The sequence below is a fragment of the Halomonas sp. BM-2019 genome (assembly GCF_017584085.1).
Genome location: NZ_CP071922.1, coordinates 2,434,451 through 2,446,496, shown reverse-complemented (window position 1 = coordinate 2,446,496; position 12,046 = coordinate 2,434,451). Strand labels below are relative to the sequence as shown.

Here is a 12,046-nt window from a genome sequence, read left to right as displayed (position 1 = left end):
GTAGTGGTCGAAGTTGGTGTGCCAGCCGGCGACGGTGGGTATCGCCAGGCGCCGGGCGACGCCCTGGGCCGACCAGCCCAGCGGCCCCTGGGTGGCCAGGTAGACGGCGTCGGGGCGCTGCTCCCGCCAGAAGCGAGTGAGGCGTCGCGCGGCGGGCAGGCCGAGGCGCACCTCCCGGTAGCCGGGCAGCGAGACGCCCGGAACGCGCAGCTCGGCTTCCATGCCGTCGCTGTGCGGCGGCCCGGGGGTGGCCGGAGTCGGGCGCACCAGCTGAAGCCGGTGGCCGCGTCGACCGGCTTGCCGCCGTGGCGCAGGTCGAACAGCAGGTCATGGCGTTCACTGGTGCTGCTGTAGCCGACCTCGCAGACCGGCGTACCGCGGCTGACGCGTTCGCCGTTGGCCACCAGCGGCTTCTCGCAGAGGGCGTAGACGCTCTGCAGGTTGTCGGCATGATGAACGATGACCACCTGCCCCAGCTGACGCATGCTGTCGGCGAAGCGCACCTCGCCATCGGCCACTGCCCGGGCCCGGGCGCCGCGGCTGGTGGCCAGCAGCATCGGCTGCAGAGTGCCGCGTCCGTCGGGGCCGAAGGCGCGCACGACCCGGTAGTCCTCCAGCGGCCAGAGCCAGTTGCGGGCCGAACTCGGCAGGTCCCCGGGATCAGGCTGGGGCGCGCGGGGGGGCGGCGAGGCGCCGGCCGACCCGCTGCTCGAGCCGTTGGCCGAGCCGCCGCTGGCCAGCGGCACCTGGATCAGCTGGCCGACCCGCAGCGCCGTGGGCTCGATGCCGGGATTGGCGGCCTGAATCCGCGAGGCGCGGGTACCGAAGCGCCGCGCGATGCTCGAATAGGTGTCGCCGGGGCGCACCTGGTACCGGTAGGGCCCGCCCGAGGGGGCACGTTCCTGGTGGGTCGGCATCAGCAGTCGCTGGCCGACCGCCAGCCTCCGGGGATCCACGTCGGGATTGAAGCGCTGCAGTCGCGCCAGGGGGACCTCCCCCCGCCGGGCGATCTCGCCGAGGGTATCGCCGCGCTGTACCACCACCCAGGAGCCGCTTTCGGCGGCGGCGTCCGGGGTCCGCGCGCTGACGGGGGCGTCGGGCCGCGAGGCGCAGCCGCCCAGCAGCAGCGCCGTCATCATCAGCGCGAGAGCGAGGCGTCCTTTTCCTGCCACAGGGCGTTGAGCCATGAGTGGAAGCGTTCCTTGTGGTCCGGGTCGTCCTGGTAGTTCCCATCGAGCATCCAGCCGGGCACCGGAAGGGTGCGCGCCTGCATCACCACGCGACCCTCCTGGCCGCACAGGAAGCCCCAGAAGGTGGGCTCGGGGTTGTCGTAGTGCAGGGTCACGTCGAGGATCCCCTCCAGGCGGTCGCCGAGCAGGCCGATCACCTGGGCGATGCCGCCGGCCCTGGGCTGCAGCAGGTGGCGATAGGGCGACCCCTGGGCCTCGCGCTTGGCCGGGGTGAAGCGGGTCCCCTCGAGGAAGTTGAAGATGGCGATGGGCGCTTCCCGGGCCCGGCGGCACATGTGCTCGGTGGCCTCCTGATCGCGGCGCGCCAGGTGGGGGTGCCGCGCGCGCTGCTCGGCGGTCAGGCGCCGCATGAAGGGGTACTCCAGGGCCCACCAGGCGAGGCCGACGATGGGAATCCAGATCAGCTGACGCTTGAGAAAGAAGCGCGGCATGGGGATGCGCCGGTGCAGGGCGAAGAACAGCACGAAGATATCGGTCCAGCTGCGGTGGTTGGAGATCACCAGCCACCACTGGTCCCGGGAGAGCCCTTCGGGAATCTCGAGCTCGAACTGCGGCTTGAGCCAGCGGCGCATCCACCACAGGTTGGCGCCGATCCAGTTGAGGGCCAGGGCGTTGAGCGCCCCGAGCACCCGCCGACGCAGGGAACGGCCGGGGGTGATCAGCTTGACCAGGGTGAGCAGGATCAGGGGAACGCCCCAGACGAGGGTAGTAAGGGTGAGCAGCAGTAGGCTGACGAGACCCTTGAGGGTCGGCATGCGTCACTCCGTGGATCGAATGGCGGATGAGGCAATGCTAAAGGATCACCGCATGGCTGCCCAGCGGTGATCAGCCCGGCTGTGGCCTCGATTGGCCCAGGGTCTCCACCAGCACCTGGCGCAGGGCGACGGCAGCGGCAGAGAGCTCGCCATGGGTGAGCATGCCCACCGCCCGTTCGATGGCTGGATCATCCAGTGGCAGGCAGCGTGCGCCGAGCTCCTCCATCTGCCGGGCGCACAGCGAGGGTACCGCCGAGACCCCCAGGCCGCTGGCCACCATACGGCCGACGGTGGCCAGCTGGTGACTCTCGAAGGCCGCGGGGATCTGGATGCCCAGCTCGCCCAGCTGCTGCTCGAGCAGTCGGCGCACCATGGAGGGGCGCTGTAGGGCGATGAAGTCGTGGGTCAGCAGGGTCGGCCAGCTCAGCCGTTCGTGGCGGGCCAGCAGCGAGCGCGGTGGCACCACGGCCACGAAGCGATCCACGAACAGCGGCGTGAAGGTGAGGCTACCTGCCGCCTCGGGCTCGAAGGCGATGCCCAGCTCCACCTGGCGGTCGCGGACCATCTCGATGACCTGCTCGTTGATCACGTCGTGCACCGTGACGTTGATCCGCGGATGGCGGCTGCGGAAGACCATCAGTGCCGGCGGCAGCAGGTTGCTGGCGAACGACGGCATGGTGGCCACCGTCAGCCGGCCGAGCTGCAGGGTGAAGCGCTGGCGCATCAGTTCCTCGGTGTTGTCCCACTCCGCCAGCAGGCGCTTGGCCAGGGGCACCAGCGACTCGCCCTCCGGGGTGAGGCGCACGCTGCGGGTGGTGCGGATCAGCAGGCGGCCGCCGAGGCTCTCCTCGAGCCCCTTGATGGCCAGGCTCAACGCCGGCTGGGAGAGGTGTAGCCGCTCGCAGGCCTGGGTGAAGCTGAGGGTCTGGGCGACAGCGAGGAAGGCGCGGAGCTGCTTGACGGTCATCGCATGCTACCAAGGTCAAATTTATAAGGGGATATAATTAATCAATAAAAAAAACAAACTTAACAAATATATCGCCAGGCGCAACACTGTCGTCACCGTGTCCCACCGGGACCCGCTACTCTTCATCAAGCTCCATGCATGACACTTTTTCACCCCACTCACTTCACAACAAGACGAGGCGCCAACTATGGCCGGATTCGACAAGCGCGTGAACTCCTATGAAGAGGCAATGGCCGGCATCGAGAGCGGCATGACCGTCGTGGCCGGCGGCTTCGGTCTCTGCGGCATCCCCGAGAACCTGATCGCCGAGATCAAGCGGCGCCGCGTCAATGACCTCACCGTGATCTCCAACAACTGCGGCGTCGACGGCTTCGGTCTCGGCATCCTGCTGGAAGACAAGCAGATCAGCCGCATCTACGCCTCCTACGTGGGCGAGAATGCCCTGTTCGAGCAGCAGATGCTCAACGACGAGATCGAGGTGATCCTGACCCCCCAGGGCACCCTGGCCGAGAAGATGCGGGCCGGTGGCGCGGGCATCCCCGCCTTCTACACCGCCACCGGCTACGGCACCCCGATCGGCGAGGGCAAGGAGGTGCGCGAGTTCAACGGCCGCCACTACATCCTCGAGGAGGCGTTCCACCCCGACTTCGCCATCGTCAAGGGCTGGAAGGCCGACCGCTTCGGCAACGTCGTCTACCGCGACACTGCCCAGAACTTCAACCCGATGGCGGCTACCTGCGGCAAGATCACCGTGGTGGAAGTCGAGGAGATCGTCGAGCCGGGCGAACTGGCGCCGGACCAGATCCACACCCCGGGCATCTACGTCGACCGCATCATCCAGGGCAGCTTCGAGAAGCGTATCGAGAAGCGCACCGTCCGCGAGGGCTGAGCCCGCGGTCCCGCAACTCGATGAGGGCCGGCATCGCCGGCGCTTCCCCCAGAGCTTCTCCAGCGAAGCTTTTCCATCGAACAATGAGGCAACAAGATGGCACTCACCCGCGAACAGATGGCAATGCGCGTGGCGCGCGAACTCGAAGACGGCTTCTACGTCAACCTGGGCATCGGCATCCCGACCCTGGTGGCCAACTATGTGCCGGAAGGCATCGACGTGATGCTGCAGTCCGAGAATGGCCTGCTCGGCATGGGGCGCTATCCCACCGAGGCGGAGGTCGACCCCGACATGATCAACGCCGGCAAGGAGACGGTCACCGCCCGTCCGGGGGCGGCGATCTTCTCGTCGGCCGAGTCCTTCGCCATGATCCGCGGCGGGCACGTGGACCTGACCGTGCTCGGCGCCTTCGAAGTGGATCAGGAGGGCAACATCGCCTCCTGGATGGTCCCGGGCAAGCTGATCAAGGGCATGGGCGGCGCCATGGACCTGGTGGCCGGCGCCGAGAACATCATCTGCACCATGACCCACGCCTCCAAGCACGGCGAGTCCAAGCTGCTCGAGAAGTGCAGCCTGCCGCTGACCGGCGCGGGCTGCATCAGCCGGGTGCTGACCGACCTGGCTTACCTGGAGATCAAGGACGGCGCCTTCCACCTCAAGGAGCGCGCCCCGGGCGTCTCCGTGGAGGAGATCGTCGAGAAGACCGCCGGCAAGCTGGTCGTGCCCGACCATGTGCCGGAGATGACCTTCGACTGAGCCTGGTCACCCGACTGCCCAGCGATGATGCGGCGGTGCGGCTGCGGGTCCTGCACAGCGTTATCCACAGAATCTGTGGATATCGCGGCTCACGAGACCTCGCAGCGGGTGTGGTGGGGCAGCAGAAGCTCGACGGCGCGGTCCTGGTTGGCGCTGACCGATTTCTGCACCAGGGCCAGGCCGCCGCTCTCGATGCGGTGTTCGTCGCCGTCGGCAAAGGGCAGGCGCCGGGAGCAGGCGGGGTAAAAGCGGTAGTCGAGCAGTGGCGAGACCGGGAAGACGCCGTGGTGGCGATCACTGTTCCCGGCGAAGCCCAGTTCGGCCAGGCGGGCGTCCAGGGCCGCGAGCGGCTGCCCCAGACGCTGACAGTCGAAACCGGCGTGGTGCAGGCGCGGGCCGCTGACGGCAAGCAACCCCGCCAGGGGATGGGCCTGGTGCAAGGCCTGGTAGGTGGCCCAGTCGGGCATCGGCCAGGGACGGCCTCGACACAGCAGGTTCTGGCCGCGGCGGTCGGCCTCCGGGGCCAGGGCCACCAGGGCTTCGAGCCGCCGACGTGGCTCCCGCGAGAGGGTGCCGAGCTGAAGCTCGCCGAGCACCAGCCAAGGGCCGTCGTCCGGCGGTGAGAGCAGGGTCACCAGCAGGCCGCGGTCGGCCATGGCGTGACGATGGCGGGGCCGGTAGCCCAGGTGGGTCAGGTTCGGCAGCAGCGCTTCCATGCGCCAGGGACCGTGATTCAGGGTCAGCAGCGCCAGGTACTCCACCGGGGCGTCCACCGGCCACAGCCGCAGGCCACCGACCTCGGGGTACTGGTGGATATAGTCCAGCCACAGCTGCTGGACGAACTCTTCCCTCTGCATCGCGGTCGCTTCCCTTGTCGTAGATGCTGTCGGGAAGTATAGGCAGGCGGCATGACGGCCTTTCAACGCCGGGATGACGCTTGTAGGCAGGCCCGGGTGGCGGCCGCAATCTCCGCCTCCTCGTCGGTGGGAATCACCGCCAGGGCCGGGCCCCGGCCGGCGTCGATGCGTCGGGCATGGCGGCGATTGGCCGCCTCGTCCAGGGTCACGCCCAGCCAGTCGAGCCGCTCGGCGGTGCGGGCCCGAATGGGGGCGGCATGCTCGCCGATGCCGGCCGTGAAGACCAGAGCGTCCAAGCCGCCGAGGGTGGCCACCAGCGCGCCAATTTCCTGCAGCAGGCGCTCGATGAACAGCGCCACCGCCTCGACGGCCCGGGGCCGGTCGCTGGCCAGCAGGTCGCGCATGTCCGACGAGAGCCCCGACACGCCGAGCAGTCCGCTCTCGCGGTAGAGCAGCTGCTCTACCGCCTCGACATCCATGCCCAGCTGGCGCTGCAGGTGCAGCACTACCCCGGGGTCGAGGCTGCCGCAACGGCTACCCATCATCATCCCGTCCAGGGCGGTGAAGCCCATGGAGGTGGCCAGGCTCCTGCCCCCCTTGAGGGCGCACAGGCTGCAGCCCTGGCCGAGGTGGGCGATCACCACCCGGCCGGCGGCGCGCTCGGCGCCGATCACCTCGGCCAGGCGGCGGGCCACGTGGGCATAGGAGAGCCCGTGGAAGCCGTAGCGCAGGATGCCCTGGTCGGCGAACCGATGCGGCAGGGCGAAGAGCTGGTGGAGGCGGGGCTGGGTGCGGTGGAAGGCGGTGTCGAAGCAGGCCACCTGGGGCAGCGCCGGATATCGCTCGCGCAGCCGCCGGATGATCGCCAGCGCCGGCGGCTGGTGCAGCGGCGCCAGGGGTTCCAGGCGGGTGAGGCTCGCAAGGACGTCGTCGTCGATCGCCACCGGGGCCGCGTGGTCGGTGCCGCCATGCACCACCCGGTGGCCGATGCCGTGGAGATCGTCGAGGAGGCCGTTGGCCGCGAGCCAGTCGAGCAGTGCCTCGGCGGCGTCGGCCGGCCCGCCGGGGGGGGCCTGGAAGTCGCGCGTGGCCAGGTTGCCCTCGAGCAGGCGCAGTCGTGGGGCTTCGGCGATACGCTCCACCAGGCCGCGCAGCGTGACCCCGGTCTCGCCATAGAGGCCGAACTTGACGGTGGCCGAGCCGGCGTTGAGGACCAGCTGCCGCGGGGTCATGACGATTCCTCTCCGGGTGTGGTCCGGGCCAGGCGGGCCGCCAGGGCGGCGGAGGCGAGGCGCGTTTCGACATCGTCGGCGCGGCTGGTCAGCATGATCGGGACCCGGGCGCCGACCACGAGGCCGGCGGCCTGGGCCCTGGCCAGGTGGATCAGCAGCTTGGCGATCATGTTGGCCGACTCCAGGTTGGGGGCGATCAGCACATCGGCCTGGCCGGCCACCTCGGAGTCGAGCCCCTTCTGGCGTGCCGCGGCCAGGGAAACGGCGTTGTCGATGGCCAGCGGCCCGTCCAGGCAGCCGCCCCGGATCTGGCCGCGCTGACTCATCTTGCACAGCGCCGCCGCCTCGATGGTGGAGGGCAGGGTGGCACGCACCGTCTCCACTGCGGAGAGCAGGGCCACTCGCGGGCAGTCGATGCCCAGCGCCCGGGCGAGGTCGATGGCGTTCTGGATGATGTCGCGCTTGGCTGCCAGGTCGGGGGCGATGTGCAGGGCCGCGTCGGAGATCAGCAGCGGGCGCGGGTAGCTGGGTACGTCCAGGGCATAGACGTGGCTCATCAGTCGGTCGGTACGCACGCCCTTGTGGCGGTCGACGGCGGCCGACATCAGCTCATCGGTGTGCAGCGAGCCCTTCATGATCGCCTCGGCGCGACCCTCGGCGGCGAGCCTGACGGCGAGTTCGGCCGAGGCGTGGCTGTGGGGGGTGTCGATCAGCGTCAGCCCCTCCAGGGACTCGCCCAGGGCGGCGGCAGCCGCCTCGATGCGCGGGCGCGGGCCGACCAGCAGCGGTGCGATGATCCCCTCGCGCCAGGCGGCCAGGGCGCCGCCCAGCGAGGGCTCGTCGCAGGGGTGGACGACTGCGGTGGTCAGGGTCGCCAGTTCGCGGGTGCTGTCGATCAGGCGACGGTGCTGCTCACCGGTCTGGTGCCAGTGGGGACCGGCGTCGTAGGGCGAAGCGGTGGGGTCCATTGACGGCTCCGTGTCGTGGGAAACGTCTCCAGCCTAGCACGCACTTGCCAGTGGAACCTGTCCGGCGTCAAGTAGAGACCTGCGGCTTGCTGGCGTCAGGAGGTCTCGGCGGCCGCCAGCAGGCCGTGCTCGCGCACGTACTGGTCGAACTCGGTGTAGCCGCCGATGGGGGTCTGGTCGACGAAGATCTGTGGCACGGTGTGTACCGGCTTGCCGATGGTCTTCTCCAGATCGGCCTTGGTGATGCCCTCGGCCTGGATGTCGACGTAGCGGAAGCCCTCGATGGCACCGGCGGACTCAAGCCTTCCGGCCAGCTCATGGGCGAAGACGCAGAAGGGACAGCCGGGCCGGCCAAAGATGACGACGAACATGAGGACTCCTGGCGCGCGTGGCGCATGGGGGTAAGTGAATGGACGGGGTGGATTGTGACGGATCCTCGCCGGCCTCGCCAATAGCGCGGTTCGAGTCGTGCGATTGGGCAGCGCTATCGCCCTCCCGGGAGCCCGGCCATGGGGGAGTCAGGGGCCATCCAGCTCCCCGGCGTCGGCGCGGCGCAGCAGATCGCCCAGGTCGCGGTGAATGCCGGGGCTGGCGACCAGCAGGTTCTCGCCGTAGAGGTCCTCGGGAATGCCCTCGGGGCAGGGGTAGAGGTGGCCGGTGCGGGCGCCGGCCTCCCGGGCGATGAGCCAGCCGGCAGCGAAGTCCCAGGGCGAGACGCTCTCGTAGTAGGCATCGAGACGGCCGCAGGCCACATCGCATAGATCCAGCGCCGCCGAGCCGTTGCGGCGCACGTCCTGGCAGTGACCGAGCACCGCCGCCAGCCGACGCATCAGCGGCGGACGGCTGTCGCGCCGATAGGGGAAGCCGGTGCCCACCAGGCTGCGCTCGAGGCTGCCGCTGCGACTGGCCTGAATCGTCTGACCGTTGCATTGGGCGCCCTGGCCGGCCAGGGCGGTGAAGGTCTCGCCGAGGAAGGGGGCGTGGACCACGCCGAGGCGCACGCGACCGGCCACTAGCCAGGCGATGGAGACTGCCACGTGGTGCAGGCCGTGGGCGAAGTTGACGGTGCCGTCGATGGGGTCCACCACCCAGAGCGGGACCTCGCGGCTCAGCGCGCTGTGGTCCGGGGCCAGCTCCTCGCTGAGCCGCGCCTCGCCGGGGAAGGCCACCTCGAGCCGCTCGGATATGCGGGTGTCAACGGCCAGGTCCACGTCGGTAACCAGTTCCTGGCCGTGCTTGTAGCGGTGGCCAAAGGTCTGCTGCTGGCGGGCCGCACGGATCATGTCGCCGGCCTCCTGGGCGATCTCGATGGCCTGGGTCAGGCGCTGGTCGTCGGTCATGGTCGCTCCGGGCAAATGGCTGTGCGGGAGCCTCCCAGCATAGCAGCCTGCTGCTCCCCGTGGCGCACGCCGCTATACTGCCGGTCCGCCACCCTGTCGAGGAGGAGCTCATGCACGTCCTGACCCCCGATCAGTACGCTCGGCTGCGCGAGTTGGCCAAGGCCTGGACGCGCACGCACCTCAAGGCGGCCAAGGCCTCGGCGGCCTTCAATCCCCAACTGGCCGCCGATGCCCTCTGCTTCCAGTGCTACCTCGACCCCGAGCTGGGCGAGCAACTGGTGGGGGCCCTGGTCACCCCGGTGTCGCTGTGGCTGGTGATGGTGCCGGCCGGTGAGTCCGGCGAGCTGCCCGAGGCGGGCGCTCGTCACTGGCTGTCGCTGCCCTCCGGTGACTACCCCCTGGAGGCGGTGTCGCTGGGCGAGGGGCAGTGGTGTCGCCGGCTGGTGCTGCTGGACGACCTCTCTGATGTCAGCGGTCGTCAGGCGGCCAGCCGGCTCGCCCAGCGGCTGATGGAGCGGGTCATGGCGCCCCCGGCGCCGGGCCAAGGTGGCGCCTGAGGTGGGCGGGCCTTATGCTGGGAGCGCTGTAGTGTTCCCGCCATGACATCTAACAAGGAGTTGCCCATGACAGGATCTGCCACTACCACCCCGCGCGTCGCCCTGGTCACCGGCACCAGCAGCGGGATCGGCGAGGCAGTCGTTCGTCACTTCTGTGAGCTGGGTCACCAGGTGCTGGCCGTGGACTTCAACCCGGCGGGTAGCGAGGTGGCCGAGCAGGCCGGCTCTGCCTTCTTCCAGGCCGACCTCACCGATGGCGAGGCCTGCAAGGCGGCGGTGGCGGAGGCGATGCGGCGGTTCGGCCGGGTGGACATTCTGGTCAACAATGCGGGCATCCAGCACGTAGCACCCATCGAGGAGTTTCCCGAGGCGAAGTGGCGCCAGATCATCGACCTGATGCTTACCGCTCCCTTCCTGCTCACCCAGGCGGTCTGGCCCTCGATGCGCGAGAACGGCTGGGGCCGGGTGATCAATATCGCCTCGGTGCATGCCCAGGTGGCCTCGCCGGGCAAGTCCGCCTACATCAGCGCCAAGCACGGGATGATCGGCCTGACCAAGACCGCCGCGCTCGAGGGCGGCCCTCAGGGCATCACCGCCAATGCAATTTGCCCGGCCTACGTCAAGACCCCGCTGGTGGACAACCAGATCGCCGACCAGGCCAGGATGCACGGGATGGCAGAGCAGGAGGTGATCGAGAAGATCATGCTCAAGAATGCCGCCGTGAAGCGGCTGATCGAACCCGCCGAGGTGGCCGAGCTCGTCGCCTACCTGGCCTCCAATGCTGCCGGCGCCGTCACCGGGTCGAGCTGGAACATCGACCTGGGGTGGACGGCTCAGTAAGCGCCCGGCTACAAGCGCTTAGCGCCCAGCAGCTCACTGACGGGCGGCTGGTGCTGCAAAGAGACGCTTGACGGTAGCAGGGTCGGCGGCATCATTCTGCGGCGCTCGGCGCGTCAGCGCCGCACCGGCCGCTTCTGCAGCTTGCGCTGCAGGGTGCGGCGGTGCATCCCCAGCGCCCGGGCGGTGGCGGAGCTATTGCCGTCGTGCTCCTGCAGCACCTTCTGGATATGCTCCCAGGCCAGCCGGTTGATGGAGGGGGGCTGCTCGGCCACCTCGGTCTCCGGGTCGCCGCCCTCGCGCTGGAAGGCGGCCAGCACCTCGTCGGCATCCGCCGGCTTGCAGAGGTAGTTCACCGCCCCGAGCTTGATCGCCTCCACCGCGGTGGCGATGCTCGAGTAGCCCGTCAGCACCACCACCCGGCACTCGGGGATCACCTCGAGCAGCTCGGGCAGCAGCTTGAGGCCGGAGTCGTGCTCCAGCTTCAGGTCCAGGGTGGCCAGCGTCGGCCGGTGACGCTGTGCCAGGGTCAGCGCCTGTTCGGCGTCATGGGCCACCAGCACCTCGAAGCCGCGTCGGGTCATGGCGCGATCCAGCACGTGGCAGAACATCTCGTCGTCGTCGATGATCAGCAGCCGCTCGGCTGCGGTTGGCTCTTGCATGGCATCCTCGCGAATCGGGCCGTCGTCAGCTGGTCGGGGCGCTGCGCGGCAGCACCACCTCGGTCAGGGTCCCCCCCTCGGGATGATTGTACAGGCTTACGCCGCCGCCGAAGCGGTTGATGGTGGCGTGGGTCAGGAACAGACCGATGCCCAGCCCCTTGCTCTTGGTGGAGACGAAGGTCTCGCCGAGCTGGTCGGCGATGGAGAGCGCGACGCCGGGGCCGTGATCGCGGATGTCGATCACCACCTCCTGGGCGCTCCAATCCAGGCTGATCAGGATATCGTCGGGGTTGGCGTCGGCGGCGTTGTCGAGCAGGTTGGTCAGGGCCTGCTCCAGGGTGGTGTCCACCGAGATCCAGGGGCGGCCGCGGCGCTCGGCGACCTCCAGCCGGTGACTGACGTCGGGTCGCAGCACCAGCCAGCGCTGGACCACCCCGGCCAGCCACCGCTCCGCATCGTGCACCTGGGGTTCGCCCATGCGCCGCCGGTCGGCGTTCTCGACGAGCTGGCGCAGTCGCCCCTTGCAGGTGTCGACCTGCTGTCGCAGCAGCGCGATGTCCTTGAGCAGCACCGGGTTGTCCCGGGCCTCGTTGCGCATCTCGGCCAGCAGCACCGCCATGGTGGAGAGCGGCGTGCCCAGCTCATGAGCGGTGCCCGCCGCCTGGGTGGCCACGGCCAGCACCTGCTCGTTGCGCAGCGCCGCCTCCCGGGTGCGGGAGAGCGCCTGCTCCCGGCTGCGCAGCGCATGGGCCATCTTGTAGATGAAGTAGGTCACCAGCGCGGCGGAGAGGGCGAAGTTGAGCCACATGCCGAGGATATGCAGGCTGACGCCATGCTCGCCGAGGTGGCCGTGGGCCAGCTGGGGCACCGGGTGGTAGTGGATCATCAGCAGCGAGTAGGCCGCCAGGGCGGTGGAGGCAATGATCCAGGCATAGCGCCAGGGCAGGGTGGCCGCGGCGATGGTCACCGGCACCAG

14 protein-coding genes and 1 pseudogene are annotated in these 12,046 nt (G+C 69.4%); 4 read left to right on the top strand and 11 right to left on the bottom strand.

Annotated features, from left to right (window positions below; all coding sequences use genetic code 11):
- The 4 genes and pseudogenes from J5F18_RS12195 to J5F18_RS12180 all read right to left on the bottom strand — a co-directional run.
- The coding region (locus J5F18_RS12195; RefSeq protein WP_346302222.1) for a glycosyltransferase at positions 1-267 on the bottom strand (267 nt) is incomplete at its 3' end.
- Positions 268-347: 80 nt separating this feature from the next.
- A pseudogene (locus tag J5F18_RS12190) lies at positions 348-1,136 on the bottom strand (LysM peptidoglycan-binding domain-containing protein); the annotation flags it as partial.
- 2 nt (positions 1,137-1,138) lie between these two features.
- Complete coding sequence (locus tag J5F18_RS12185) at positions 1,139-2,005, bottom strand: acyltransferase (protein WP_346298893.1); 867 nt, start codon at positions 2,003-2,005, stop codon at positions 1,139-1,141.
- A 70-nt stretch (positions 2,006-2,075) separates the two neighbouring features.
- Complete coding sequence (locus tag J5F18_RS12180) at positions 2,076-2,972, bottom strand: LysR substrate-binding domain-containing protein (RefSeq protein ID WP_346298892.1); 897 nt, start codon at positions 2,970-2,972, stop codon at positions 2,076-2,078.
- 187 nt (positions 2,973-3,159) lie between these two features.
- Between J5F18_RS12180 and J5F18_RS12175 the strand changes: the two genes are divergently transcribed.
- Positions 3,160-3,861 (top strand): CoA transferase subunit A, encoded by a 702-nt coding sequence (locus J5F18_RS12175; protein ID WP_346298891.1) that lies wholly within the window; start codon positions 3,160-3,162, stop codon positions 3,859-3,861.
- A 96-nt stretch (positions 3,862-3,957) separates the two neighbouring features.
- Positions 3,958-4,617, top strand: coding sequence for a CoA transferase subunit B (locus tag J5F18_RS12170; protein WP_346298890.1), 660 nt, complete (start codon positions 3,958-3,960; stop codon positions 4,615-4,617).
- Between the two features lie 89 nt (positions 4,618-4,706).
- Here J5F18_RS12170 and J5F18_RS12165 read toward each other — a convergent pair whose 3' ends face one another.
- The 5 genes from J5F18_RS12165 to J5F18_RS12145 all read right to left on the bottom strand — a co-directional run bounded on the left by J5F18_RS12165 (position 4,707) and on the right by J5F18_RS12145 (position 9,014).
- Positions 4,707-5,474 carry a DUF1338 domain-containing protein gene (locus tag J5F18_RS12165; RefSeq protein WP_346298889.1) on the bottom strand — a complete coding sequence of 256 codons (768 nt, stop codon included), beginning with the start codon at positions 5,472-5,474 and terminating at the stop codon, positions 4,707-4,709.
- A 62-nt stretch (positions 5,475-5,536) separates the two neighbouring features.
- Entirely contained in the window at positions 5,537-6,706 is a 1,170-nt protein-coding gene (locus J5F18_RS12160; protein ID WP_346298888.1) for an acetate/propionate family kinase, read from the bottom strand.
- Complete coding sequence (locus J5F18_RS12155; protein ID WP_346298887.1) at positions 6,703-7,674, bottom strand: bifunctional enoyl-CoA hydratase/phosphate acetyltransferase; 972 nt, start codon at positions 7,672-7,674, stop codon at positions 6,703-6,705. The genes J5F18_RS12160 and J5F18_RS12155 overlap by 4 nt, the downstream gene beginning before the upstream one ends.
- A gap of 95 nt (positions 7,675-7,769) precedes the next feature.
- Entirely contained in the window at positions 7,770-8,045 is a 276-nt protein-coding gene (locus J5F18_RS12150; protein ID WP_346298886.1) for a GrxA family glutaredoxin, read from the bottom strand.
- 147 nt (positions 8,046-8,192) lie between these two features.
- Complete coding sequence (locus J5F18_RS12145) at positions 8,193-9,014, bottom strand: inositol monophosphatase family protein (protein ID WP_346298885.1); 822 nt, start codon at positions 9,012-9,014, stop codon at positions 8,193-8,195.
- Between the two features lie 110 nt (positions 9,015-9,124).
- Here J5F18_RS12145 and hybE point away from each other — a divergent pair, with 110 nt between their 5' ends.
- Both hybE and J5F18_RS12135 read left to right on the top strand, forming a co-directional pair.
- Positions 9,125-9,571 (top strand): [NiFe]-hydrogenase assembly chaperone HybE, encoded by a 447-nt coding sequence (gene hybE, locus J5F18_RS12140; RefSeq protein WP_346298884.1) that lies wholly within the window; start codon positions 9,125-9,127, stop codon positions 9,569-9,571.
- A gap of 66 nt (positions 9,572-9,637) precedes the next feature.
- Complete coding sequence (locus J5F18_RS12135; protein WP_346298883.1) at positions 9,638-10,411, top strand: 3-hydroxybutyrate dehydrogenase; 774 nt, start codon at positions 9,638-9,640, stop codon at positions 10,409-10,411.
- 113 nt (positions 10,412-10,524) lie between these two features.
- Here the strand turns inward: J5F18_RS12135 and J5F18_RS12130 are convergent, their stop codons facing one another.
- A complete protein-coding gene (locus tag J5F18_RS12130) occupies positions 10,525-11,070 on the bottom strand; it encodes a response regulator transcription factor (protein WP_346298882.1) in 546 nt (181 codons plus the stop codon).
- Positions 11,071-11,095: 25 nt separating this feature from the next.
- Positions 11,096-12,046, bottom strand: a 951-nt coding sequence (locus J5F18_RS12125; protein WP_346298881.1) for an ATP-binding protein, incomplete at its 5' end; no start/stop codon positions are given.

What these genes read in the sequence shown, in the direction of transcription:
- J5F18_RS12185 (WP_346298893.1), bottom strand. Translation starts at nt 2,005, where the DNA reads ATGCCGACCCTCAAGGGTCTCGTCAGCCTACTGCTGCTCACCCTTACT.
- J5F18_RS12175 (WP_346298891.1), top strand. Translation starts at nt 3,160, where the DNA reads ATGGCCGGATTCGACAAGCGCGTGAACTCCTATGAAGAGGCAATGGCC.
- J5F18_RS12150 (WP_346298886.1), bottom strand. Translation starts at nt 8,045, where the DNA reads ATGTTCGTCGTCATCTTTGGCCGGCCCGGCTGTCCCTTCTGCGTCTTC.
- J5F18_RS12170 (WP_346298890.1), top strand. Translation starts at nt 3,958, where the DNA reads ATGGCACTCACCCGCGAACAGATGGCAATGCGCGTGGCGCGCGAACTC.
- J5F18_RS12180 (WP_346298892.1), bottom strand. Translation starts at nt 2,972, where the DNA reads ATGACCGTCAAGCAGCTCCGCGCCTTCCTCGCTGTCGCCCAGACCCTC.
- J5F18_RS12145 (WP_346298885.1), bottom strand. Translation starts at nt 9,014, where the DNA reads ATGACCGACGACCAGCGCCTGACCCAGGCCATCGAGATCGCCCAGGAG.
- J5F18_RS12160 (WP_346298888.1), bottom strand. Translation starts at nt 6,706, where the DNA reads ATGACCCCGCGGCAGCTGGTCCTCAACGCCGGCTCGGCCACCGTCAAG.
- J5F18_RS12135 (WP_346298883.1), top strand. Translation starts at nt 9,638, where the DNA reads ATGACAGGATCTGCCACTACCACCCCGCGCGTCGCCCTGGTCACCGGC.
- J5F18_RS12155 (WP_346298887.1), bottom strand. Translation starts at nt 7,674, where the DNA reads ATGGACCCCACCGCTTCGCCCTACGACGCCGGTCCCCACTGGCACCAG.
- J5F18_RS12165 (WP_346298889.1), bottom strand. Translation starts at nt 5,474, where the DNA reads ATGCAGAGGGAAGAGTTCGTCCAGCAGCTGTGGCTGGACTATATCCAC.
- hybE (WP_346298884.1), top strand. Translation starts at nt 9,125, where the DNA reads ATGCACGTCCTGACCCCCGATCAGTACGCTCGGCTGCGCGAGTTGGCC.
- J5F18_RS12130 (WP_346298882.1), bottom strand. Translation starts at nt 11,070, where the DNA reads ATGCAAGAGCCAACCGCAGCCGAGCGGCTGCTGATCATCGACGACGAC.